This is a genomic window from Amycolatopsis iheyensis (assembly GCF_024703995.1).
GTDB lineage: Bacteria > Actinomycetota > Actinomycetes > Mycobacteriales > Pseudonocardiaceae > Amycolatopsis > Amycolatopsis iheyensis.
On sequence record NZ_JAMXQV010000009.1, the window covers coordinates 283,229 to 305,963 of the forward strand.

The 22,735-nt window shown below is 72.7% G+C and carries 20 protein-coding genes and 1 pseudogene; 12 read left to right on the forward strand and 9 right to left on the reverse strand.

Annotated elements, in window-relative coordinates; genetic code table 11:
* Positions 1-52 precede the first annotated feature (52 nt).
* A complete protein-coding gene (locus M8542_RS20165; RefSeq protein ID WP_257921756.1) occupies positions 53-1,096 on the forward strand; it encodes an amidohydrolase family protein in 1,044 nt (347 codons plus the stop codon).
* 291 nt (positions 1,097-1,387) lie between these two features.
* On the forward strand, positions 1,388-2,053 hold the full coding sequence (locus M8542_RS20170; RefSeq protein WP_504970528.1) for an amidohydrolase family protein: 666 nt from the start codon (positions 1,388-1,390) through the stop codon (positions 2,051-2,053).
* Positions 2,054-2,170: 117 nt separating this feature from the next.
* Here M8542_RS20170 and M8542_RS20175 read toward each other — a convergent pair whose 3' ends face one another.
* A complete protein-coding gene (locus tag M8542_RS20175) occupies positions 2,171-2,836 on the reverse strand; it encodes a DUF4097 family beta strand repeat-containing protein (RefSeq protein ID WP_257921757.1) in 666 nt (221 codons plus the stop codon).
* A gap of 130 nt (positions 2,837-2,966) precedes the next feature.
* On the opposite strand from M8542_RS20175, the gene M8542_RS20180 reads away from it, so the two are divergent.
* Positions 2,967-4,154 (forward strand): FAD-dependent monooxygenase, encoded by a 1,188-nt coding sequence (locus M8542_RS20180; RefSeq protein ID WP_257921758.1) that lies wholly within the window; start codon positions 2,967-2,969, stop codon positions 4,152-4,154.
* Positions 4,155-4,252: 98 nt separating this feature from the next.
* Here the strand turns inward: M8542_RS20180 and M8542_RS20185 are convergent, their stop codons facing one another.
* From M8542_RS20185 to M8542_RS20200, 3 genes and pseudogenes are all read right to left on the reverse strand, one after another.
* The gene (locus M8542_RS20185; protein WP_257921759.1) at positions 4,253-4,591 is read right to left on the reverse strand and encodes a hypothetical protein; all 339 of its coding nucleotides are present in this window, start codon (positions 4,589-4,591) and stop codon (positions 4,253-4,255) included.
* A gap of 110 nt (positions 4,592-4,701) precedes the next feature.
* Positions 4,702-7,835, reverse strand: a pseudogene (locus M8542_RS50805) (family 43 glycosylhydrolase).
* Positions 7,836-7,975: 140 nt separating this feature from the next.
* Complete coding sequence (locus tag M8542_RS20200; protein WP_257921761.1) at positions 7,976-8,827, reverse strand: LLM class flavin-dependent oxidoreductase; 852 nt, start codon at positions 8,825-8,827, stop codon at positions 7,976-7,978.
* 130 nt (positions 8,828-8,957) lie between these two features.
* Here M8542_RS20200 and M8542_RS20205 point away from each other — a divergent pair, with 130 nt between their 5' ends.
* Complete coding sequence (locus tag M8542_RS20205) at positions 8,958-9,842, forward strand: LysR family transcriptional regulator (protein WP_257921762.1); 885 nt, start codon at positions 8,958-8,960, stop codon at positions 9,840-9,842.
* A 14-nt stretch (positions 9,843-9,856) separates the two neighbouring features.
* Here the strand turns inward: M8542_RS20205 and M8542_RS20210 are convergent, their stop codons facing one another.
* Positions 9,857-9,979 (reverse strand): hypothetical protein, encoded by a 123-nt coding sequence (locus tag M8542_RS20210; protein WP_257921763.1) that lies wholly within the window; start codon positions 9,977-9,979, stop codon positions 9,857-9,859.
* Between the two features lie 67 nt (positions 9,980-10,046).
* Positions 10,047-10,631 carry a TetR/AcrR family transcriptional regulator gene (locus M8542_RS20215; protein WP_257921764.1) on the reverse strand — a complete coding sequence of 195 codons (585 nt, stop codon included), beginning with the start codon at positions 10,629-10,631 and terminating at the stop codon, positions 10,047-10,049.
* Positions 10,632-10,733: 102 nt separating this feature from the next.
* On the opposite strand from M8542_RS20215, the gene M8542_RS20220 reads away from it, so the two are divergent.
* Positions 10,734-12,284 (forward strand): GMC oxidoreductase, encoded by a 1,551-nt coding sequence (locus M8542_RS20220; RefSeq protein ID WP_257921765.1) that lies wholly within the window; start codon positions 10,734-10,736, stop codon positions 12,282-12,284.
* Positions 12,285-12,328: 44 nt separating this feature from the next.
* On the opposite strand, the gene M8542_RS20225 is transcribed toward M8542_RS20220, so the two are convergent.
* Positions 12,329-13,264: a protein kinase family protein gene (locus M8542_RS20225; protein WP_257921766.1), complete on the reverse strand. Its 936-nt coding sequence runs from the start codon at positions 13,262-13,264 to the stop codon at positions 12,329-12,331.
* A gap of 13 nt (positions 13,265-13,277) precedes the next feature.
* Complete coding sequence (locus M8542_RS20230) at positions 13,278-14,351, reverse strand: alcohol dehydrogenase catalytic domain-containing protein (protein WP_257921767.1); 1,074 nt, start codon at positions 14,349-14,351, stop codon at positions 13,278-13,280.
* An 81-nt stretch (positions 14,352-14,432) separates the two neighbouring features.
* Between M8542_RS20230 and M8542_RS20235 the strand changes: the two genes are divergently transcribed.
* The gene (locus tag M8542_RS20235) at positions 14,433-15,212 is read left to right on the forward strand and encodes a helix-turn-helix transcriptional regulator (RefSeq protein WP_257921768.1); all 780 of its coding nucleotides are present in this window, start codon (positions 14,433-14,435) and stop codon (positions 15,210-15,212) included.
* Here the strand turns inward: M8542_RS20235 and M8542_RS20240 are convergent.
* Complete coding sequence (locus tag M8542_RS20240) at positions 15,188-15,766, reverse strand: TetR/AcrR family transcriptional regulator (RefSeq protein WP_257921769.1); 579 nt, start codon at positions 15,764-15,766, stop codon at positions 15,188-15,190. The two genes, M8542_RS20235 and M8542_RS20240, sit on opposite strands and share 25 nt — an antisense overlap.
* Before the next feature lie 59 nt (positions 15,767-15,825).
* Here M8542_RS20240 and M8542_RS20245 point away from each other — a divergent pair, with 59 nt between their 5' ends.
* The 6 genes from M8542_RS20245 to M8542_RS20270 all read left to right on the forward strand — a co-directional run bounded on the left by M8542_RS20245 (position 15,826) and on the right by M8542_RS20270 (position 22,683).
* A complete protein-coding gene (locus M8542_RS20245; protein ID WP_257921770.1) occupies positions 15,826-16,839 on the forward strand; it encodes a glycoside hydrolase family 113 protein in 1,014 nt (337 codons plus the stop codon).
* Positions 16,840-16,992: 153 nt separating this feature from the next.
* Positions 16,993-17,760 carry a hypothetical protein gene (locus M8542_RS20250; protein ID WP_257921771.1) on the forward strand — a complete coding sequence of 256 codons (768 nt, stop codon included), beginning with the start codon at positions 16,993-16,995 and terminating at the stop codon, positions 17,758-17,760.
* Between the two features lie 35 nt (positions 17,761-17,795).
* Complete coding sequence (locus tag M8542_RS20255) at positions 17,796-19,037, forward strand: alpha/beta hydrolase (protein ID WP_257921772.1); 1,242 nt, start codon at positions 17,796-17,798, stop codon at positions 19,035-19,037.
* Positions 19,038-19,261: 224 nt separating this feature from the next.
* Complete coding sequence (locus tag M8542_RS20260; RefSeq protein WP_257921773.1) at positions 19,262-20,386, forward strand: adenosylhomocysteinase; 1,125 nt, start codon at positions 19,262-19,264, stop codon at positions 20,384-20,386.
* 62 nt (positions 20,387-20,448) lie between these two features.
* Positions 20,449-21,324, forward strand: coding sequence for an LLM class F420-dependent oxidoreductase (locus M8542_RS20265; RefSeq protein ID WP_257921774.1), 876 nt, complete (start codon positions 20,449-20,451; stop codon positions 21,322-21,324).
* Positions 21,325-21,441: 117 nt separating this feature from the next.
* The gene (locus M8542_RS20270; RefSeq protein WP_257921775.1) at positions 21,442-22,683 is read left to right on the forward strand and encodes a hypothetical protein; all 1,242 of its coding nucleotides are present in this window, start codon (positions 21,442-21,444) and stop codon (positions 22,681-22,683) included.
* The last annotated feature ends 52 nt before the right edge of the window (positions 22,684-22,735 follow it).

Consider the following 22,735-nt stretch of genomic DNA (forward strand, 5'->3'; position numbering starts at 1 on the left):
CCGCCGGTGACCGCTACGACTCGCTCTCCACCTGGCTTCCCGGAAAGGCATCATGACCAAGACCGCCCTGACCGGCGTCCGTGTCTTCGACGGCGCGCGCCTGACCGAGCCCACGACCGTGGTCGTCGACGGCCCGCTGATCGGCGCCGACCCGGCCGGCGCCGAAGACTTCGACGGCGCGGGCGCGACCCTGCTGCCGGGGCTGATCGACGCGCACGTCCACCTGCTGGCACCCGACGACCTGAGCGCGCTCGCCGCCCACGGGGTCACCACCGCGCTCGACATGGCGTGCTGGCCGCGTGAGCGCGTCGACTCCTTCCGCGGGCGCGTGCCCGACATCCGCAGCGCGGGCGTGCCGGCCATCGGGCCCGGCGGCAACCACGCGAAGATGCCCGGGATGCCGGCCGAGGCCATCCTCACCGCGCCCGGCCAGGCCGCCGAGTTCGTCGCCCGCCGCGTGGCCGAAGGGGCCGACTACGTCAAGGTCGTCATCGAAGGCGACCTCCTCGACCAGGCCACGATCGACGCCGTGGTCGCTTCGGCCAGGGAACACGGCAAGCGCACCGTCGCGCACGCGTCGTCAGTCGACGCCTACCGGCGCGCGGTGCGGGCCGGGGCCGACGTGATCACGCACGTCCCGCGCGACGGCGTCCTCGACGCCGAGACGACGTCGCGGATGGTCGAGCAGGGCCAGGTCGCGGTGCCCACGCTGACGATGATGGACGCGCTCACCACCAAGCTCGGCGCGGCCGGGTACGAGTTCAGCCGGGACTCCGTGGCGGCACTGCACGCGGCGGGCGTGCCGATCCTGGCGGGCACCGACGCGTTTTCCGCGCCGATGCTGCCGGTCCCGGTCGTCCAGGGCGTGAGCCTGCATGAAGAACTGGCGCTGCTGCTCGGCGCCGGACTGTCCGAAGTGGACGTCCTGCGGGCGGCGACCGAGCTGCCCGCCCGGCACTTCGGGCTGCCGGACCGCGGCGCCGTCCGCGAAGGGCTGCGCGCGGACCTGGTGCTCGTCGACGGCGACCCGACCCGGGACATCACGGCGACCACGAGGATCCGCCGCGTCTGGGCGGCCGGCGAGGTGGTCGCGTGAGCGGGCTGGTCGACGTCCACGCGCACTTCCTCACCCCGGAGTACGTCGAAGCCGCGATCGCCGCCGGGCACGGCTCGCCGGACGGCATGCCCGGCTGGCCCACGTGGGACGCGTCGGCGCACCTCGAGCTGATGGACCGCTGGGGAGTCGCGGTTTCGCTGCTCTCGATCTCCTCGCCCGGCGTCCACTTCGGAGACGACGCGGCGGCGCGGAAAACTCGCGCGGCACGTCAACGACACCGGCGCCGAAGCCCGCCGGGCGCACCCGGACCGGTTCGGGCACTTCGCGTCCCTGCCGCTGCCCGATGTGGACGGTGCCCTCGCGGAACTGGCGTACGCGGTCGACGAACTGGGCTGCGACGGCGTCACGATCGAGACCAACGCGGGCGGGCGTTACCTCGGCGACCCGGCCTTCGCGCCACTGTGGACGGAGCTGTACCGGCGGCGCACCCCGGTGTTCGTCCACCCGACCTCGCCACCGCACGCGGCGGAGATCGCGCTCGGCCGCCCGCGGCCGATGCTGGAGTTCCTCTTCGACACCGGCCGGGCGGTCAGCGACCTGGCGTTCACCGGGGTCTTCCCGCGGTACCCGGACATCCCGTGGGTGTTCACGCACGGCGGGGGAGTGTTGCCGCTGCTGGCCGAACGGCTCGAGCTGTTCCGCACCGGCTTGGCGGGCGACCCGGGCGGCCCGACGATCCAGGAGCAGCTCGGCACCCTCTGGTTCGACCTGGCGGGAACACCGTTCCCCCACCAGGTCCCGGCGTTCGAGCGCGCGTTCGGCACGGACCGGCTCCTGTACGGCAGCGACTTCTGCTGGACCCCGCCCCGAGCGGTGGACGCCCAGCTGGCGGCCATCGACGCGGCCCCGCAGCCCGAGGGCACGACTTGGCGCGAACTCACGACGCGCAACTGTGCCCGGCTCTTCCCGCGGCTGGACAGCGCTCCGGGTGCCTGACCCCAAGCGCCCCAATGTGGCCTTCGGTGCGTCAGACGCACCGAAGGCCACATTGGGTGCGTCTGACGCAACCAAGGCCACATTGGGGCGCTGGTGACCCGTGGCACTGCCGGCCCGTCAGAGGCTGTGGGCGGCGATGTCGCCCTGGGCGGTCGTGGCGCGGATCGTCAGCTCTGCCGCGCCCGTGTTCTTCAGCGTGTTGCTGATACGCCCGTACGACGTGCCGGCGTCCAGCGAGGCCGAGACACCGGCGGCCGCGCCGACCGTGATGCCGCCCGACTGGGTGCTCAGCACAACGTCCCCGCGGACCGCCTCCGTGATGCGGATGTCGCCGCGGGCGGTGCTGATCTGCGCGGCACCCTCGAGGTGGCCGACCTCGACGTCGCCGTCGGTCGCCGTGAGCTGGACGGTGGCCGCCCGAGCCAGCTTGATCCGGCGGTAGGCGCCGTCGAACGTCACGTCGCCGAGGCGGCCGACGCCGTCGAGCTCGGCGGCCGAGGCCTTGGCTTCGACGCGGGAGCCGGCGGGCAGCCCGACGGTGATCCGCACCGACCCGCCCGGGCCGAAGTACGGGTTCTTGCCCTGCGGCGTGTGGATCCGCAGGACGCCGTCGGCGTAGCTCACGGTGGTCTGCTCGGCGGCCTTGACGTCGCGGTTCTTGGCGGCGTCGGCCGGCCCGACCTCGACGGTGGTGTCGGCGCGGTCCGCGGCGACGAGCTGCACGGACCCGGCCGCGAAGTCGAGGACGGCGGTGATCGGGGCGGGGGTGGCGAAGGTCTGCATCGTGGTCTCCTCGGTGGTGGTTCCGGCTTGCGAGGACTACGTTCGCCGGTCGCCCTGACACCCCGCGGCCACGGCGCTGACACGGCCGCTGACACGCCAGCAGGCCCTGATCACCGCGTATGTTCGGGTCATGACCGCAGCGCCCGTGATCGCCGTGCTCGGCGGTGGGATCGGCGGGCTCGCCACCGCCGCGTTCCTGCGCCGGGCGGGGCTCGGGTGCACCGTGTACGAGCAGGCGCGGGAGCTGAAGGAGATCGGCGCCGGCCTGGTCGTGGCGCCCAACCTGGCCCGCTTGCTCCGCCGGCTCGGCGTGCTCGACACGCTGGCCGCCGACGCCGTGTGCCTCGACGTCGGCTGGGAGTTCCGGCGCTGGGCGGACGGGCGCGTGCTCTCCTCGGAAGACCTCCGCGAGGCGTGCCAGGACCTGTACGGCGAACGGACCTACACCGTCCACCGGGCCGCGCTGCTGGCCGCGCTGGCTTCGGCGGTGCCGCCGGAAACCGTGCGGCTGGGGAAGCGGTGCGTGTCGGTCGAGGTGGGTTCGCGGGTCGGCCTGCGGTTCGCCGACGGCTCCCGGGCGGAGGCCGACGTGGTCGTCGGCGCGGACGGCGTGCATTCGGTCGTGCGGGCGGCCTTCGTCGAGTCCGCCGCGCCCGCGTACTCGGGGCTGTGCGCGTTCCGGGCTCTGGTGCCGGCCGAGCGCGCGCCGGCACTGGCCCGGCGGCGCGCGCAGACGTTGTGGCTCGGGCCGGGCCACCACCTGGTGCACTACCCGGTCGCCGGCGGCAGGCTGGTCAACCTGGTCGCGTTCGCCCCGGCGGGCGGCTACGCGACGGAGTCGTGGACGGCGACGGCGACGGTCGAAGAGTTCCTCGCGGAGTTCGACGGCTGGGACGAGCGGCTGGTGGAGCTGATCCGCGCGGGCGGCACGCCGGGCCGCTGGGCGCTGCTGGACCGGGCGCCGCTGACCCGCTGGAGCCACGGCCCGGTCACCCTGCTCGGCGACGCGGCGCACCCGATGTTCCCGTTCTTCGGCCAAGGCGCCGCGCAGTCTGTCGAGGACGCCGCGGTGCTGGCGACGTGCCTGGCTTCGGCCCCGCCGGAGGAGGCGTTGCGGCGCTACGAGTCGCTGCGCATCCCCCGCACCACGCGGCTGCAGGAGGCGAGCCACGGCCGGGCGCACGTGAACCACCTGCCGGACGGCCCGGAGCAGCGGGCGCGGGACGCGGCGTTCGCGAGCGGGGACCCGCTGCGGGACAACGGCTGGATCTACGCCTACGAGCCAGGGGACGTGCAGGGGAGCGGCTCAGCGGCGTGAAGCCGCGGTTGCCAGTTCCTCCGTGAGCTGCCGGAGCAGCTCCGTGGCCGCGTCCCCGAGTGCTTCGAGGTCGGCCAGGGTCGTCGTGTCCTGCGTCTTCACAGCTGGTCCTCGAAGGCTTCGTGGCGGGCGATGACGGCTTCGGCGAACGCGGCGTGGACGCGGAGGTACTCCTCGAGGCCGACGGCGGTGTCGGCCCACGCGTGCCAGCGCAGGTGTGCCTCGGCGACGTCGATCTTCGCGGCGGCGGCCACGGTCGCCGGGCTGGTGCCGGCGAGGATGGCGTGGTGCATGAGCGACGGCGACGAGCGGCGGGCGAGTTCGGCGAGGGAAGCGAGCCGGGTGAGTTCCCCGAGCGCCTCGGACGCGACCGGCCGGCGGCGGGGCACCGGCACCGGGCGGGCGTTCTCGAGGCCATCGGTCAGAACGCTGGTCATCAAAACGACTCCTGGACGGAAGAAGCTGAGCAACCTCAACGGGCGACGGTTACCCGGGCTGAACCCGGGTAAACGTGGCTGCTCGTGATCTCCGTCTCACCGGATCGTGGTCATCCGGGCCGGACCGCCCCGCGGCACTGCGGGATCCGCTGCGGCCGCACGCTCTCCAGGGTCGGCGTGACCGGGACGATCGTGCCGTCGCGGCGGAACGTCAGCTTGTCGATCGTCGTTTCGCGGTGGGTGCCGTCGCCGCCCGGGATGCCGAAGCGGTGGTAGGCCAGGTACCAGTCGTCGGTGCCCGGGACCCGCAGCATCGAGCTGTGGCCGGTGCCGAGCACGCCCAGGTGCGCGTCCTTGCCCAGGATCAGCCCGCGGTTCGTGAACGGCCCGGTCGGCGAGGCCGCCGTCGCGTAGCCGACGCGGTAGTCCTCGCTGCGCGTGTCGTCGATCGACCAGCTGAGGTAGTACGTCCCGTTCCGCTCCGCCATGAACAGGCCCTCGCGGAAGTCGTCCAGCCCGCTCAGGCGGGTGATCTTCGCCGGGGCGAACGACACCATGTCGTCGTTCAGGGGCACCACGTACGCGTTCCCGTTGCCCCAGTAGAGGTACGGCTGCCCGGTGGGGTCGACGAACACCGCCGGGTCGATCGCCTGGCCGCCGTCCGGGTTCCGCGCGATCAACGGCTTCCCCGAGTCGACGAACGGGCCGGTGGGCGAGTCACTCACCGCCACGCCGATCTTGGCCTCCGCGCAGAAGTAGAAGTAGTACTTCCCACCGCGCTGCGCGATCGTCGGCGCCCAGGCGTTCTTGTCGGCCCAGCTCACGTCCGGCCCCAGGTCGAGGATGACGCCCCGGTCCGTCCAGTGCACCAGGTCCTTGGACGACCACGCGGAGAACTTCGTGCCGCTCCAGCCGTCGAAGCCGTCCGTCGTGGGGTACAGGTAGTACGTGTCGCCGAACGCGACGATGTTCGGGTCGGCGTGGTACCCGGGCAGGGCCGGACTGCGTGTCTCGTGCGCCTCGACCGTCCACACGCGACGCTCACCGCCCGCGCCGGTGACGGTGAACCGCCGCGGCCGGCTGAGGTCCACCGGCCCGCCCGCCGGCGCGATCGTGGCCCCGGGCGCCAGCCCGAACTCCGGCGCCAGCCGGCGCAGGTCGGTCCCGGGCCGGACCGGCAGCACCACGCTCGACGCGCCCGGGTCGATGACGGCCGGCGTCTTCAGCGAAGCCAGCGCCACCGAGCGGATCGTCGTGCTGTTGGCCGGCAGCGTCGCCACCTGGAGCCCGGTGAGGGCCCGGTCGTAGAGGCGCACGTCCTTCAGCTTCCCGCGGAAGTACTTGTCGCTCGCGTACAGCGAGCGGCCGAGGTAGTTCGCCGCCGTGACACCGCCACCGAGGTCCGACGGCTTGATCGTGGCGTTCGCGTTGCGGCCCACCTCGACGCCGTCGAGGTAGAGCACGGCCACGCCGTCGCCGACGGTCAGCGTCACGTTCTTCCAGACCCCGCGCGGCAGCCCGCCGCTCGACGCCACCTGCTGTTCGGTGGTCCAGTTCCCGGTCGCGATCGCCCCGCGCAGGCCGCCGCTCGCGGTGCCGCCGGTGGCGAACAGGTAGCCGTCGCCGGTCCCGTCCCTCGCGGTGTTGCCCAGTCCCCACAGGAAGTACGGCGTCTGCTGCGCCGGGTCGACGAGGACGTCGGCCGACACGGTGGCCGCGGTGGCGCCGGTCAGCAGGTTGTTCGGCAGCTGGACGTGCCCGTTGACGCCGCCGAAGCTCAGCGAGCCGCCGGCCCACGAGACGTCACCGGCGAGGGCGCCGTCGTAACCGTGGCCGGTCGAGTCGGCCGCGACCCGGCCGGACTTCTCGTCCAGCGGCCAGTGCGCGACCAGGCCGTCCGCGTCGGCCCGGACCGGCGCCGGGGTGCGCTGAGCCGGTCCATCTCCGCCTGCGTCACCGGCAGGACGGTGCCGTGGCGCGGCGACGCGGGCAGGTGCGCGCCCGCCGACATCGTCCACCGGCCCGAGTCGAGATCGGTGGACTCGAACGGGACGTACCCGCGGCCGCCGAACTCGTCGATGAACAGGTACCACTTGTCCTCGGTGTTGGACTTGAACCCGGTGGGTCCTTCGCCGGCTGACAGCCCGGGGCTGGTCGCCGTCGCCTTGCCGACGCAGTCGGCGACGAAGCCGTAGTGCGGGTCGAGCAGGTCGGTGGACTTCTCCTCGGTGATGAACTTGCTGCACGGCGTCGAGGACGTGTTGTTGCGCTCGTCCTTCGTGAAGCGGTAGTAGGTGTCCTGGTTCTTGAGCACCGTCGAGTCGATCACCGAGTAGCCCGGGTCGTTCCACACCTTAGGCGCGCTGAAGGTGACGAAGTCGCGAGTCGTGGCGTACAGCATCCGGTTGTAGGTGTCGCCGGTGTGGCCCGGGTCGTTCTCGGCGTACAGCTTCGAGGCCCAGTACACGACGTACGTCCCGCGCTCGGCGTCCCAGAACGCTTCCGGGGCCCAAGTGTTGCCGGCGGTCGGCGGGGACACCTGGACGCTGCGCTGGCGCGACCAGTGCGCCAGGTCGGTCGACTCCCAGACCATGATCGACCGGCTGCCGGTGCGCTGGGCGGCGTCCCAGCCGCGCCCGGCGTAGATGCGCAGGTCGGTGGCCAGCAGGTAGAACTTGTCGCCGTCGGGCGAGCGCAGGATGAACGGGTCGCGCACGCCGAGCTCGCCGAGGCTGGACTTCAGCACCGGGCGGCCGTGGTTGAGCTCGGTCCAGTTCAACGGGTCGTTGCCCTTGCTGAGCGCCGAGTAGATCTGCTCGCCGTCGGAGGTGCCCTCACCGGTGAAGTAGAAGAAGCTGTAGCCGGCCAACGGTTCCCGGGCCGGCTTGGGGACCACGGTGGCGGTGAAGCGCCGGGTGGCGCTCTCGCGGCCGAGGCTGACCCTGGCGGTCAGTTCGACTCGGGCGGGCCGGGCGCCGGTCGCGGGCCGGGTGACCTCGCCGGTCGGGGTGATCACGGCCGGCGCGGACGACGTCCAGCTGACGCTCGTGCCGTCCGGGCCGGTGGTCGGGAGCGTGAGGTTGCCCCGGACGTCGTCGACGTTCGGCACGGAGAGGGTGCTCGCGGCTTCGCGGACCGGGGAGGGCGGCCGGGGCGCGGCGCCGGTGGCGGTGGTGCCGGCGGGGACGAGCGCGGCCACGACGGCCAGCACGACGCCGAAACGGCGCGGGGAGAACAACTTCATCGTTGGTTCCTTCGGCGCGTCGGGGGACCAGGCGGAGTGTTAGCGCTAACATTCCGTGGGGCACGCTGACCATAAAGTCCGCCGTGTCCGGTGGTCAAGGGCCGGATGGCGGGACCCGGTCGCGGGCCCCGCCGCTCCGCTCACCCGAACGCGGGAGCCAGCCGCTCCAGTGCCGCGACGTCGGCGAGGAAGTCGTCGGTCGTCGGCGGCATCAGCAGCACGTGGTCCGCGCCCGCGGCCAGGTGCTCGGCCGCCTTGGCCGCGATCGCGGCCGGACTCCCGTGCGCCACGATCGCCTCGGCCAGCGCGTCGTGGTCGTCGAGGGCGAAACCCAGACGCCGCAACGCTTTCCCGTACCACCCGAGGCCCAGGCTGCCGGCGATCTTCTCGCGGGCGGCCTCGGCGCCGCCGTCGACGACGGACAGCCCGACGACGAGGAGCTTGTCCGGGCCGAGCAGCGCGCGGGTCTCGGCGGTGAACGCCGGGGGCAGGTTCGCCGGGTACGCGCCGTCGGTGAGCTCGGCGGCCAGGGCCAGCATCTTCGGGCCGTTCGCGCCGAGGATCCGGGGGTAGGCCGCTTCGGGGGCGGGTGGCCAGGTCTGCGCGTCCATCCGGGTCAGGTAACCGCGCATCGTCTCCACCGGGTTGCCGTAGTCGCGGCCCAGCGCCGCGGCCTGCGCCGGGTGGCCGGCGCCGATCCCGAGCACGAACCGGTCCGGGTGGGCGGCCGCGAGCTGGGCCGCCGCCGCGTGCAGCACCTGCGGTTCGCGGGCCCAGATGTTCGCGATGCCGGTGCCGAACCGCAGTGTTTCGGTGGCGCCCAGCAGGATCGCCAGCTGCACCAGGGCGTCCTTGCCGCCGACGACCTCGTTGGTCCAGACGGTCGGGTACCCGGCGGCTTCCAGCCGGCGCGCGCCTTCGCGCTGCGCGTCGGCCGAAGCGGTGTGGGTGAACGAAATCGGCAGGTAGACGCCGACGGGTCCCAGCTTCACTGTGCATCCTCCGGTGAGTGGTGGTCTCCCTTCCACCTTGTGACCACCGAAGGCACGCGGTCCAATGAGCGTTTCGCGAAGCGTGATGCGATTTGTGCATCACCCCAGCTCAACGCGCTAGGCTGGCGGCATGACCGACCTGGACCTGCGGCTCGTGCGTGGCTTCACCGTCGTCGCGCGGCTGCGGCACTTCGGCCGAGCCGCCGGCGAGCTGCACCTGACCCAGTCGTCGCTGAGCCGGCAGATCCTGCGGCTGGAACAGCAGGTGGGGGCGCGGCTGCTGGACCGCACACCGCAGGGCACGAAGCTGACCGAGGCCGGCGAAGCGTTCCTCCCGCTCGCCCTCGAGGTGCTGAGCGCCGCGGCCGGCGCCGCCGCGCACGCGCGGGCGATCGCCCGGCCGAGCCGGATCACCGTCGGCTACACCGGGAACCTGATCATCACCCCGGCGGTGCGCGAGCTACGCCGCCGCCACCCCGAGGCGGAGGCACGCACCCAGCACCTCGCCTGGGACGACGCGCGGGCGGCGTTGCTGGAGCACCGCGTCGACGTCATCGTGGTCCGGCTGCCCCTGCGGGCGGCCGGGCTGCGCGTGACGGTGCTGTACGACGAGCCGAGGGTGCTGCTGCTGCCCCGCGACCACCGGCTGGCGGGCAAGGAGTCGGTGACGCTGGCCGACATCGCCGACGAGCCCCTGCCCCGCGCGAGCGACCCGGAGTGGGACGCGTTCTGGCGGGTGGACCCCCGCCCCGACGGCCGCCCCGCCCCGGACGGCCCGTGGCTGAGCGCGGTGGAGGACAAGTTCGAGCTCGTCGCGAGCGGCGAAGCGCTGGCGATCGTCCCGGCGGGCCCGGGCACGGTGAGCAGCTTGCGCGCGGACTTGACGACGGTCCCGCTGGCGGACGTCGAGCCGAGCCAGGTGGCGGTGGCGACCAGGGCGGGGGAGCAGAGCCGGCTCGTGGCGGCGTTCGGCAGGTACGCGACGGCGTTGCTCACCGGCGAACCCGTCGAATGATCCTTTGTGGACGATCAGCGCGGTGCGGCGGAAGCGGTCGTCGTCGCCGGGCGGGTGGCTCGTTTGGCCCGCTTGCGCTCGATGGCTTCCTGTTCGCGCTGCAACTTCGCGTGCCAAGCTCCTGAGTCGTTGCTCATCGTGGGCTCCAGAGGGGGACGGGCCGTGATCCTGCGGCGTCGGGAAAGTACCCACCCGTCGCGGCGGTCAACCACCTTTTTGTGGTTCGACCTGGGAAAGTTGCGCCGGGGCGGCGAGGCCGTCCAGGAAGACGCGGACCAAGCGTGCCGCCGGCTCGCGGGATCCGAGCCCCGGCACGAGCGCGGCTTCGTGCATTTCGAACAGCAGCGCCAAGTCCGCCGGCTCGAGGTCCGCGCGGACGCTGCCCTCCTGCTGCGCGCTTTCGAAAGCCGGGCGTAGCAACGAAACCAGGGCTTGGGTGTACTGCCGCTGGTTGTGCTCGGGCAGCTCCCGGAACAGCTTGACCAGCGGCCGCCGCCGGGCCTGCATCGCCAGCACCGCCCGCAGCAGCTCGCGGAAGGACTCCTTGCCCCGCACCAGGTTCTTGAACGCCGCGAGGTGGTGGGCGGCGACGGCGAAGGCCAGCGCCGTGCGGTCGGGGAAGTGCCGGTAGACCGTCGCCCGGCCGAGGCCCGCGCGGCGGGCGACCTCGTCCAGGACGACGTCGGCGTCTTCGCTGAACGCTTCGTCGGCGGCGCGGAGGATCGCCTCGCGGTTGCGGCGGGCGTCGACGCGCCGGGGCACGGCCGCGGACGGTCGCACAGCGCGCATGGCCCGGACATTACTCGTGAGTAGTGAGACCGGCAATCCGTTCCATCTCTCGGTTCGGATTCGTACATTCACGCAACGTCACCGTCGCCGAAGGAGCCGCCCATGCGCCGCCTGAACCGCCGTACCGTCCTGCGGGGCGCGGCCGCCGTCGCGGGCGCCGCCACGCTCGGCGCGGCCCGGATCCCGACCACCCGCGAAGAGCACCGGGTCGTGATCATCGGCTCCGGGTTCGGCGGCGGTGTCACGGCGTTGCGGCTGGCCCAGGCCGGCGTGCCGGTGCTGGTGCTCGAACGCGGCCGCCGCTGGCCGACCGGTCCGGACGCCGAGACGTTCCCGCACCCGACGTCGCCCGACAAGCGGATCTTCTGGCTCGGCTCCGCGCCGTCGCTGCCGGGCCTGCCCTCGCTGCCGCCGTTCGAGCGCTACACCGGGCTGCTGGAGCAGGTGAGCGGCCAGGGCATGAGCATGATGTGCGCGGCCGGTGTCGGCGGCGGATCGCTGGTCTACCAGGGCATGACGCTGCAGCCGACCGCCGAGCTCTTCCACGCCTGCTTCCCCGAGCAGCTCGACTACGCCCGCCTCGACGCCGAGTACTACCCGCGCGTCGCCCGCATGCTGGGCATCGCGACCGCGCCGGACGCGCTCGTCGAAAGCAAGACCTACCAGGCTTCGCGGGTCTTCGCCCGCAACGCACGCGCGGCGGGTTACGCCGTCGAGAAGATCCCGATGCCGATCGACTGGGACTACGCGCTGCGCGAGCTCGACGGCGACATGAAACCGTCCTACACCAACGGCGACTGCGCGCTCGGCGTCAACAACGGCGGCAAGCACTCGGTCGACGTCACCTACCTCGCGGCCGCCGAGGCCACCGGCCGCTGCACCGTCGAGGTCCTGCACCACGTCACCGACGTCGCGCTCGCGCCGGACGGCCGCTGGGAGGTCCACGTCGACCGCATCGACACCGCCGGCACGGTGCTGGAGAAGAAGGTTCTCACCGCGAAGTCGCTCGTCATGGCGGCCGGGACCGCCGGCACGACCCGGCTGCTGATGCGCGCCGGCGCGAAAGGCGCCATCCCCGACCTGCCCGACGCGCTCGGCGCCGGCTGGGGCACCAACGGCGACCGCATCTACACCTGGACGAACCTGGCCGACGACTTCGGCGCGCCCCAGGGCGGCCCGGTCGTCTACGGCAGCAAGGAATGGGCCGACCCCGCGACGGCCAACACCGTCATCCAGGCGTCGCTGCCGCCACTGCCGGACCTGCGGACGACGATGCTCGTCGGCTACGGCATCAGCGCCGGGCGCGGCCGGTTCGTCTACGACGCCGCGAAGGACGACGCCGTCCTGCACTGGCCCTCGAACGCCGACGCGAAGCTGAGCGCACGCATCCACGAACGGATCTCCCGCATCGCCGGGCCGCTCGGCGTCCTGCTCGACACCACGGCCGTCGTGCCGAGCACGTGGCACCCGCTCGGCGGCGCCGCGCTGGGCTCGGTCTGCGACCTCGAAGGCCGCGTCCTCGGCCACCGCGGCCTCTTCGTGCTCGACGGCGCCCTGATGCCCGGGACGACCGCCGCCTGCAACCCGTCGATGACCATCGCCGCCGTCGCCGAGCGCGCGCTGGACCGGTTGATCGCCGAAGACACCTTCTGATCGCACGTGATGACGCCGGCGTTCTCGGCCGGCGACGTCGTGAACTACCTGGGTGACCGGTTCGCGGGCAAGCCGGCCAGCGCCAGCTGCCGAGCGATTTCGTCGCGCGGGTAAGGCGTCTTGCGGCTTTCGGTGTGCAGCGCGAAGTAGAAGTCGTTGACGACCTCGGCCAGCGCGGCGTAGCGGTCGCGCAGGTCCGGCTCGTCGAGGTCGTTGCGCACGGCCCAGTTCGTCAAGCGGGCCAGCACGTAGGCCTGGTCGTGCCGGGAGTGGTCGTCGAGGAACTCCGCTTCGGCGCTCGAAAGCTCGAACTCCGGCATCGCCATGAGCCCGAAGTCGCCGAGGTAGAGCCGGTCCCCGTCGGTCAGGATGTTCGCGAAGTGCGCGTCGAAGTGCTGGACGCCCTGACCGGCCAGGAAGTCGGTGGCCGCACGCAGGTCGCGGTGGGCCGGGCCAAGGCCGGCCGGGTTGTCGCCGAGCCAGTCCGCGAGGTTCCGCGGGAAGTACTCGAGGAACAGCACGAGGTCGGTGGTGGATTCGGTGAGGGCGGACAGTCGGCGCCGGACGCCCGGGTCGCCGTGCCAGAACGCGACGTCCTCCTCGATGTCCGTGCGGGGGCGCGGTAGCCCGGGCCGGACCCGCCAGTGGTGCAGGAGCGGGAAGTTCTCGCACTGCCCGGTGCGGACCCACTCGGTGGCGGCGAGGTGCGCGCTCAGCTCTCGCCAGGCGCTGATGCCCGCGGAACCCACACCGTAGTGGTACCAGGGTGGCAGCCCGTGGAGCTCGGCGGTCGAGCCCTCGTGGCGGACCTCGAGGTCGGTGAGCGCGACGCGCTTCACGAAGACCGGCTCACCCGCCACGGTCAGCAGCCAGGTCGAGCCGCCGATCCCGGCGCCGAGCGGGCGCGCGGTGTCGAGGAGGTCGTCGGGGGCGGCGGCGAGGGCGGCGGCGATCTGGTCGTGACGGGCGAGCCGGGTCATGCTTCGAAGCTACTCAAGGACGCACCACGGTGAGGGCGAAGCGCGTCCGGCCGCTCGCCGCGTGGTCCAGCGCGGCGCCGATTTCGTCGAGGGCGAACTCCGTGACGGCGAACTGGCCGAGGTCCAGCAGACCGGCGCGAGCCAGCGCGATCAGGCCCGCGTTGGCCGTCCGCGGGGCCATCCACTGGCCGCGCACGGTGACGCTGTTGCGCATCAGCCAGGGGTAGGGAAGAGCGAGATCGTCGCCGCCGAGCATGCCGACGCCGCCCATCAGCACGACCCGGCCGTACTCGCGGACCGCCATCGCCGCGGCCCGCACCGGCGCGGTGCTCGCGGACGGCGGCAGCAGGTCGAGCACGACGTCGATCGGCCCGGGTGCCGCGGCACCCAGGCGGGCCGTGTCGCCGTCACCAGTGAGCCGCACGGTCCGGACGCGGGCGCCGAAGCGCCGTTGCAAGTCGGCGAGTGCGGCTTCGTCGCGACCCGGCGCCACCACGCACGCCGCGCCCATGGCCAGCGCGACCGCGACCCCCGTGCTGCCGAAGTTCCCGGTGGCGCCGCTGACCAGCACCGTCTCGCCAGGGCGGAGATCGGCCGCGAGCAGCCCGCCGTACGGCACGAGACAGAGGGTGAGCGCGGTCCACCGGCCGGCCTCCGCCGGGTCGATCGGCCCGAGCGGGATCGCGTTCTCGGTCGGGAGGAGGAGCTGCTCGGCGTAGGCGCCGTGGCCGAAGTAGCGCTGCAGGACCAGGCCGCCTTCGCCGCGCGCGCTCAGCCCCTGCAGCGTGATGTCCGGGGTGCGCGCGTCGTCGCGGGCGCGGATCACCGGGTCGCAGAGCACCCAGTCACCGGCAGCCAGGCGGGTCGCGTCGGGGCCGGTCGCCCGCACCCGGCCGACCGCGCCCGCGCCCGGCACGACCGGCAGCGTCAGCTGGTAGTTCCGGTCGCCGCGGAACACCTCCGCCGCGTAGGGCAGCACGGGCGCGGCGACGACGTCGACGAGGACTTCGCCGGTGCCGAGCACCGGCGCGGGAACTTCGTGCACGGACAGGGGTTTGCCGAATTCTTCGAGGAGAGCAGCTCGCATGGTCCGAGCATCGGAGAATTCGGGAGGCGCAGCCAGGCCTGGTATCATCCTGGGACTGTCGAGTGCCAGGCGGAGGTCGTCATGCCGGACGCGGCCCGGGCCGGGCTGGGCGAGTTCCTGCGGTCCCGGCGTGAGCGGCTGAGCCCGGCGGCGCTGGGTCTGCCGGACCGGCGGCGGCGCCGGACGCCGGGCCTGCGGCGCGAGGAGGTCGCCGAGCTGGCCGGCATCGGCGTCGACTGGTACATCCGGCTCGAGCAGGGCCGCACGGTCAGCCCGTCATCCACGACCGTCGAGGCGCTCGCCCGCGCGCTCCGGCTGGACGACACCGAGCGCGCGCACCTGCGGGCCCTGGCGCGGAACCCGGCCCGGACCGCGTTCCGCCGCGAGCGCGTCCCGGACGCCACTCGGCGGCTCGTCGAGGGCCTGACCCAGCCGGCGTACGTGACCGGCCGCCGTTGGGACGTGCTGGCCTGGAACCCGCCGGCGGCCGCGTTGTTCACCGACTTCGGCGTGGTGCCGGAGGCGGACCGGAACGCACTCGTGTACCTGCTGCTCGACGAGCGGGCACGGCGGCTGTTCGGCGACGGCTGGGCCACGCAGGCCGAGCACGCGGTGGCGCAGTTCCACGCCGCGCACGATCTGTGGGCCGGCGACCCGGCGTTCACCGCGCTGGCCGGGCGGTTGCGCGCGGGGTGCCCGGAGTTCAGCGCGTGGTGGGACCGCCACGACGTCATCCACAGTGGACCCGGCCGGAAGACGCTGTACCGGCCCGGACCCGAAGAGTTCGACTACGCGACCTTCCAGGCGAACGAGGACCCGGCCCTGCGGCTGACGATCTACGCCCCGACCAGCGGCAGGTAGACCTCGTCGACGATGCCGACGAGCACGTCGTCGTCCGCTGTGGTCAGTCCGCGGGTGAGGAGCTCGTTGCGCAGCAGCACGAGCGCCACGGTGGCGACGCGCGGCGTGCGTGCCGAGGGCCGGGCCTCGCCGCGCTCGACGGCCCGCTCGAGGATGTCGAGCCAGGTTTTCGCGCCGCCCTCGGCGGCCCGCTCGTAGAGCTGCTCCCGGAGCTCGGGCTCGTCGCCGACGCCGGTCAGCAGGCCGCGGAGGATCCGGCCGGCGGGGGAGGTCTGACCGCAGTTGATCGCGCGCAACAGGGTCAGCGCGTCTTCGCGGAGGCTGCCGGTGTCGGGCGGTTCGAGGGTGTCCTCGGCCAGGTGCCGGTAGGCGGCGACGCCGAGCGCGGCGCGGTTGGGCCAGCGGCGGTAGAGGGCGTTCTTGTTGGTGCCGGCCCGCTGCGCGACCCGTTCCATGGTCAGGCCGGGGTAGCCGGCCTCGGCGAGTTCGGCCGCGGCGGCACGCAGGATCGCGTCTTCCAGTGCGGCGCCTCGGCGGCGGGTCTGCTCGGCCATGCCCGCACTCTACCGCTTTAGGGTACGGTACGGTCCGTACCCTAAATTGCGGAGGCAGCATGCGAGGCAAAGGCATCGGCTACGACACCGGCTTGGCGCGCGACGGGCGGTTCAACCGGCCGTTCGACCCGGACCTGGTCCGCCGCGAGCTGACGATCATCCGCGACGACCTGCACTGCACGGCGGTGCGCCTGATCGGTACCGACCTCGATCGTCTGGAGCACGCGGCCCGGGAGGCGGCCGCGCTCGGGCTGGAGGTGTGGTTCTCGCCGTTCCCCTGGGACCGCACGCAGGAGGAGATCCTCGCGCTGCTGGCCGACGGCGCCACCCGAGCCGAGCGGCTCCGGTCGGCGGGCGCGGAGGTCGTGTTCGTGACCGGCGCCGAGCTGAGCTTGTTCAACCACGGTTTCCTGCCGGGGGAAGGGCTCGAAGAGCGGCTGGGCGGCCTGCTGGCGTCCCGGGACCTGGTGGCCGGGCTGGCGGAGCGGGTCAACGAGTTCCTGGCACGCGCGGTGGCGGCGGTGCGCGAGCGGTTCGGCGGTCGAGTGACGTACGCGGCGATCCCGCTGGAGCGGGTCGACTGGACGCCGTTCGACATCGTTTCGGTGGACGCGCACCGCTCGAAGGAGGTGGCGCACCAGTACCGCGCGGGCATCCGCGAGCTGGTGAAGCAGGGCAAGCCGGTGGCGATCACGGAGTTCGGCGTGACGCCCTACCGAGGCGCGGCCGACCTTGGCGCCCGCTGCGGCGAAATCCTGGAGTACGAGGGCGGCGAACCGGTCCGCTTGAACGGCGTGTACGAGCGGGACGAACAGGAGCAGGCGCGGTACTTCCGGGAGCTGCTGGAGGTGTTCGAAACGGAGGGCGTGGACGCGGCGTTCGCTTGCACGTTCGTGTGTTACGGCCTGGTGCACCGGGCCGACCCGCGGACGGACCTGGACATGGCGAGCTGGGGCGTGGTGAAGGTGCTGGAGGAGGGAGTGGGGGAGAGGTACGAAGGTGTGCCTTGGGAACCGAAGGCGGCGTTCAACGCCTTGGCCAACTGGTATCGGGAACCCGCACCCATCAGATGAATCGTCGACCAAGAAGCTCTCGACCTTGCCAACAACCACCGAACAGCGCTAACTTCAAAGCGCTAGACATCGGATGTCCAGCCCCAGCCGGGGCCCGTCCGCCGACCGATGTGCACCCCTGTCGAACGACTCGTCAGGAAGGACACACCGACGATGCCGGAATTCCCCCGCAAGACGGCCCTCGCCGTCGCCGCGCTCAGCCTGTCGCTGCTTGTCGCCCCCGCTGCCCAGGCGGCCACGCTGTGGCACCCCGACCCCGCCACCGACGGCCTCAAGGCCTTCGAGGGCATCGAGGCCGACCGCGGGCACCACCACCCCGACCGCAAGTACGTCGTCGTCGAGGGCGACCACTACCGCTTCAACATCTGGAAGGACGACCGCGACACCACCGGCGGCGGCGACCGTCAGCGCACCGAGTCCAAGGGCATGGTGCAGAGCGGCAGCACGCTCAAGATGCACGACGGCGAGACCTGGACGCTGTCCTACGACATGTACATCCCGGGCTCGCTGCACGGCACCAGCAAGTTCACCCACATCTTCCAGACGAAGACGCCGTCCACCAACGGCGGCCCGTGGGTGACGCTCGACCTGACCCGCAGCGGCAGCAAGGAAATGCTCAACGCCCGCGCGTACGCCAACTCGGGTTCGCCGAGCATCGCCGCCACGGACCTGGCGCCGCTGCGGGACAAGTGGATCACGATCGAGTGGACCTTCACGCCGGGCTCCAAGGGCAAGGCGGCGTGCGTCATCCGCACCGGCGGCTCGGTCGCGGCGCAGGGCAGCATGACGAACGTGAACATCCCCGACCAAGGCGACTACGTCCGCCCCAAGTGGGGGATCTACCGCTCGGTCCAGAGCGCGTCGTCCGACATCCTCGACACCTACCTGCTGTTCCGGAACTACACGGCTTCGCGCAAGTAGGTGCGCTCGTTCGCGACCAGGGTGACACTGGCGCCATGAAGGTCGTCGACGGGCAGCGCAGCGCGTACCGCCCGTCGACGACCGGGCCGCCGCCCTTGCGCCGGGGTCCGGTGCTGGTCATCGCCGCTTTCGCCGCGCTCGGCGGGGCCCTGATCCCGGCCGCCGCCGTGTCCGCGCTCTGGCGGGTCTGGCAGTTCTACGCCATGCTCTTCGGCCTGTTCGCCGCCGTCGAGCTGGTTGCCGTGGTCGTGGTGCTCGGGTGGCCGACGCGCAAGGCGGCCCGCAACACCGCGCTCGTCGCGCTCGCCGTGCTGGCGCTGTGGGTGGCCAGCCGCCCGCTCGGCCTGCTCGCGCGGCTCGATCCCTGGCAGCCGGCCGACACCGTCGTCGGCTTCACCGACTACGCCGCCGCCGCACTGCAGGTCATCGCCTTCTTCGGCTTCCTGGTCGTGGCGCGGCGGCGGGCGCACCCGTGGCCGTCGACGTTCCGCCGCGTCTCGGCCTGGGTCGTGCTGTTCCCCGTGCTCCTGCTGGTGCTCGCGACCGGCGCGGCGGGCACCGTCGCGGCCGGCGACAACCTCACCGGCAAGACCGCCTCGACCCTGCTCGACGGCGGCACGCTCGAGTACTGCCGCCCGGACGGCATCCCGCTGGCCATGGACATCACCCGCCCGCGCCCGGACACCCGCGCCGCCCCGGTGGTGCTGTTCCTGCACGGCGGCGGGTTCGTCCTCGGCAACCGCAAGCCGGCCGGGCCGGGTGCGCTGCTCGCCGGGTCGCGGCTGGTCCCGCTGCGTGACGCCTTGACCGCGCGGGGCTTCGCGGTCGCCTCGATCGACTACCGCCTGGCGCCCGCCGCGCGCTGGCCCGCGCCACTCGAAGACGCGAAGTGCGCCGTCCGCTTCCTCAAGGGCAACGCGGCGGCGCTGAACCTCGACCCGGCCCGCGTCACGGCCGTCGGCACCGGCACCGGTGGCACGCTGGCCGCTCTGCTCGGGATGACCGGGGAGCTCAAGGCCGTGGCCGCCTTGGACGCGCCGGCCGAGTTCGACTTCGCGGGCCAGGACCCGCTCACCCGGGCCTCGATCCTGCTGGCGCTGGGCCGCGACCCGGCGACGCTGCGCGCGGCGAGCCCGCTGACGTACCCCGGCACCGGTGCGTCGCCGTTCCTGATCGAGGGCGGCCGCAAGTCGGCGGAGCTCGCGGACCACCTGCGCGCGGCGGGCGTGCCGGTCACCACCAGCGGCGACGTGGCGGGCTTCCTGGCGTCGGCCTGATCACTCCCAGACGACGACGTTGCGCCGCGTGGGGACCGGCGTCGGGTCCCAGCTGAACAGCTCCGGCGACCGCCCTCGGCCGCATCGGACCTGGCGGTCGTGCGGTAGCGTGGCGGGCATGGACGGACGGGCGATCTTCGGCGATCACTCGTACCGCTGCGACTTCTACGGTTGACGGATTCCGGTTCCCGGGTCCACCTTTTCCGCCAACCGTAGGGAAACTCATGTCTTCCAGTACCCGCTGGGCGCTCAACCACATGCCGTTGACCGCTGCCGCCGTCGAGGAGCTCGCACCCGTGCTGACCGGGCGGCGGCTGGCGATGTGCCTGCACGTCGAGCCGAAGACCGCGGCGCTGGTCACGCTGCTGGCCGGCGCCGGTGTCGAGGTCACGTTGACCGGCTCGCCCGGCACCACCCACGACGACGTCGCTTCCGCGCTCCGGGACCTCGGGGTGGCGGTGCACACCCGCCGGGCCGACGACGAAGCCGACCACGCGCGCAACGTCGCCGCGGTGCTCGAATGCGAACCGGACCTCACGCTCGACAACGGCGCCGACCTCACGCTGTCGCTGCTGCGATCCGGCACGCCCGCGGGCTACCTCGGCGGCACTGAGGAAACCACCACGGGTGGCTTGCGGCTGCGGGAGGCGCCGGTGCGCCACCCGGTCGTCGTGATCAACGACTCGCGGCTGAAGCTGCTGGTGGAAAACGAATTCGGTGTGGGGCAAAGCGTCGTGCAGGGGTTCCTCAACGCCACCAACCTGATGGTGCCGGGGATGCGTGCGGCGGTGCTCGGCTACGGGCCGTGCGGAAAGGGTGTCGCGGACACGCTTTCCCGTCTCGGCGCCCGGGTTTCGGTGTGCGACACCGATCCGATGCGTGCGCTGCAGGCCATTTTGGACGGTCACCGCGTCGGCTCGTCGGTCGAGGTCCTTTCCGATGCCCAGGCGGTCTTCACCGCGACCGGCGCGCCCGGTGTCGTCGGCGCGGCGGAGCTGGCGGCCCTGCCCGACGGCGCGCTGCTCGCCGGCGTCGGGCACTTCGCCTGGGAGATCGACGCGGCCGCGCTGGCGGCGGCGACGGTCCGCACGGCCGACTACGGCGAGCCGGGCCGCCGGGTGGGGCACGTGCTGGCCGACGGCCGCGAGATCGTCGTGCTCGACCGGGGCCGGATGCTGAACCTGACCGCCGCCAACGGCAACTCGATCCAGGCCATGGACCTCGGGCTCACCCTGCAGGTCCGCAGCCTGGCGGCGGTGGCGGCGGGCGGGCTGGCCGCCGGGGTCCAGCCGGTGCCGTCGCCGGTGGAGCGGCGGATCGCCACCGATCTGGTGGCCGCGCTGGCTTGACCTGGAGCGCGCTCCAAGTCCTACCGTGAGGGGCACGCGACCACACGTCAGGAGAACGCTTCATGGAGCTCGGTTTCCACCTCCCCATCTTCGACATCGACGGCGGGCCCACCGCCATCGCCGGCGAGCTCGCCCGGGTGGGCGCCGCCGCGGAGGAGGCCGGGGCGACCTGGCTGTCCTTCATGGACCACTACTTCCAGATCGAGCCGACGGGCCTGCCCGCCGAGTCGAACATGCTGGAGGGCTACACCACCCTCGGCTTCCTCGCCGCGCACACGTCCCGGATCGAGCTCGGCCTGCTCGTCACCGGCGTGACCTACCGGCACCCCGGCCTGCTCGCGAAGATCGTCACCACCCTCGACGTCCTCTCGGGCGGCCGGGCCGTGCTGGGCGCCGGGGCCGCCTGGTTCGAGCGCGAGCACCGGGGAATGGGCGTGCCGTTCCCGCCGATCGCCGAGCGGTTCGAGCGGCTGGAGGAGACGCTGCGCATCTGCGGGCAGATGTGGGACCCGCGGAACAACGGCCCGTTCGAGGGCAAGCACTACCAGCTGGCCGAGACGCTGTGCTCGCCGCAGCCGATCAACCGGCCGAAGGTGCTCATCGGCGGCGGGGGAGAGCGTAAGACGTTGCGGCTCGTCGCGCAGTACGGCGACGCGTGCAACCTGTTCGCCTCCTCGCCGTCGGATGTGGAGCACAAGCTGGACGTGCTGCGCCGCCACTGCGACGAGGTCGGCCGCGACTACGACGAGATCCGCAAGACGATCCTGGCCAACAACCCGCGGCCGACGCCGGAGACCCGCGACGAGTTCGTCCGGGCGATGGCGGACTACGCGAAGCTCGGCGTGCGCACGGTGATCGTCACGCCGACGACGGGCTCGCCGGCCGCGTGGATCGAGGGTCTGGCCCCGGCTGTGCCGCAGCTGGCCGAACTGGGCTGACCAGCGGGTCGATGCCCGATCGTGCGTCCACAGTGGACGTCCGGCGGAATCCCGGTGAACCGTTCACGGCGGCGCTGCGTGTGCCTGGGTGAGGTGGCGACCCGAGAGGAGGGGCTGATGCCCCACGGACGCAGTACCGGACGACACCGCAAACAGGCCACGATCGGGCTGGCGGCGCTGCTGGGAGTCGCGGGGGCGACGGCTACGGCGATCGCCCTCAGCAGCCCGGCGAGCAACGCGGCGACGGAGAGCTGCGGCGGCCTGGACACGGCGTTGCGGAACAACCTGACGTTCATCGCGGGCCAGCAGGCGGCCCCGGACGCCCAGTCGGCGGCCCGGATCGCGAACCGCCAGGCGGTGGTGAACCAGATCGAGCAACGCCGGGCGGCCGCAGGCTGCGGCGGAGCAGTGGCGGCGAACGACGTGGCGGCCCAGTGCGCGGCGGTCGCCGAGCAGGCCGCGGCCGCCTCGCAGGGTGACGAGAACGGCATGGCCGACGGGAACGGCAAGGCCAAGAACGGCAAGCAGGCCGCCGAAAACGGCATGGCCGCTCAGAACGACATGGCCGAGCAGGGCGCGGCGGGCGGCAAGGCGAAGCAGAAGGCGGCCGCGAAGAACGACGCGAACGCCAAGGCGGACCAGCAAGACGCGGCCGCCCAGGACGACGCGGCCGCCCAGGCGTGCGGCGTGGTCGAGCAGTGCGTGGCCCAGGCCGCCGGCGCTGCCGACGCCAACGGCATGGCCGCCGACAACGGCAAGGCCGCCGAGGAAAACGGCGCGGCCAAGCAGAACGGCATGGCCGAACAGAACGGCATGGCCAACGAGAACGGTATGGCCAACCAGAACGGCGCGGCCGATCAGAACGGCATGGCCAACGAGAACAGCATGGCCAACGGCAACGGTAATGCCGAACAGAACGGCATGGCCGGCCAGAACGGCGCGGCCGATCAGAACGGCGCGGCCGACCAAAATGGCATGGCGAACCAGAACGGTATGGCCAACGGCAACGGCATGGCCGACCAGAACGGCATGGCAGCCCAGAACGACGCCGCGGCGCAAAACGAAGCCGCGGCTCAGAACGAAGTCAACGCCCAAGACTGCGCCGCGATCCTCGACTGCGTGACCCAGGCGACCGCCGCCTCGGCCGCGGACCAGCAGGGCATGGCCGCCGACCAGAACGGCAACGGCCAGCAGAAAGCCAAGGGCAAGAACAAGAAGAACGCGGAGCAGCAGGCGGCCGCGGCCGCGGTGGCCGAGAAGTGCGTGGCCGACCAGGCCGCGGCGGCGAGTAGCACCGCAACGGCAACCGACGGCAACACCGCGACCGAGAGCACCGAAACCGCGACCGCGGGCAAGTGAGACCAGGAGGGTGTGCACCGGTGGCGGGCCGGTGCACACCCTCCGTCAGCTG

Coding starts and splice junctions, on each gene's coding strand:
- M8542_RS20165 (WP_257921756.1), top strand. CDS start 53: ATGACCAAGACCGCCCTGACCGGCGTCCGTGTCTTCGACGGCGCGCGC.
- M8542_RS20175 (WP_257921757.1), bottom strand. CDS start 2,836: ATGCAGACCTTCGCCACCCCCGCCCCGATCACCGCCGTCCTCGACTTC.
- M8542_RS20180 (WP_257921758.1), top strand. CDS start 2,967: ATGACCGCAGCGCCCGTGATCGCCGTGCTCGGCGGTGGGATCGGCGGG.
- M8542_RS20185 (WP_257921759.1), bottom strand. CDS start 4,591: ATGACCAGCGTTCTGACCGATGGCCTCGAGAACGCCCGCCCGGTGCCG.
- M8542_RS20205 (WP_257921762.1), top strand. CDS start 8,958: ATGACCGACCTGGACCTGCGGCTCGTGCGTGGCTTCACCGTCGTCGCG.
- M8542_RS20210 (WP_257921763.1), bottom strand. CDS start 9,979: ATGAGCAACGACTCAGGAGCTTGGCACGCGAAGTTGCAGCGCGAACAG.
- M8542_RS20215 (WP_257921764.1), bottom strand. CDS start 10,631: ATGCGCGCTGTGCGACCGTCCGCGGCCGTGCCCCGGCGCGTCGACGCC.
- M8542_RS20220 (WP_257921765.1), top strand. CDS start 10,734: ATGCGCCGCCTGAACCGCCGTACCGTCCTGCGGGGCGCGGCCGCCGTC.
- M8542_RS20225 (WP_257921766.1), bottom strand. CDS start 13,264: ATGACCCGGCTCGCCCGTCACGACCAGATCGCCGCCGCCCTCGCCGCC.
- M8542_RS20230 (WP_257921767.1), bottom strand. CDS start 14,351: ATGCGAGCTGCTCTCCTCGAAGAATTCGGCAAACCCCTGTCCGTGCAC.
- M8542_RS20235 (WP_257921768.1), top strand. CDS start 14,433: ATGCCGGACGCGGCCCGGGCCGGGCTGGGCGAGTTCCTGCGGTCCCGG.
- M8542_RS20240 (WP_257921769.1), bottom strand. CDS start 15,766: ATGGCCGAGCAGACCCGCCGCCGAGGCGCCGCACTGGAAGACGCGATC.
- M8542_RS20245 (WP_257921770.1), top strand. CDS start 15,826: ATGCGAGGCAAAGGCATCGGCTACGACACCGGCTTGGCGCGCGACGGG.
- M8542_RS20250 (WP_257921771.1), top strand. CDS start 16,993: ATGCCGGAATTCCCCCGCAAGACGGCCCTCGCCGTCGCCGCGCTCAGC.
- M8542_RS20255 (WP_257921772.1), top strand. CDS start 17,796: ATGAAGGTCGTCGACGGGCAGCGCAGCGCGTACCGCCCGTCGACGACC.
- M8542_RS20260 (WP_257921773.1), top strand. CDS start 19,262: ATGTCTTCCAGTACCCGCTGGGCGCTCAACCACATGCCGTTGACCGCT.
- M8542_RS20265 (WP_257921774.1), top strand. CDS start 20,449: ATGGAGCTCGGTTTCCACCTCCCCATCTTCGACATCGACGGCGGGCCC.
- M8542_RS20270 (WP_257921775.1), top strand. CDS start 21,442: ATGCCCCACGGACGCAGTACCGGACGACACCGCAAACAGGCCACGATC.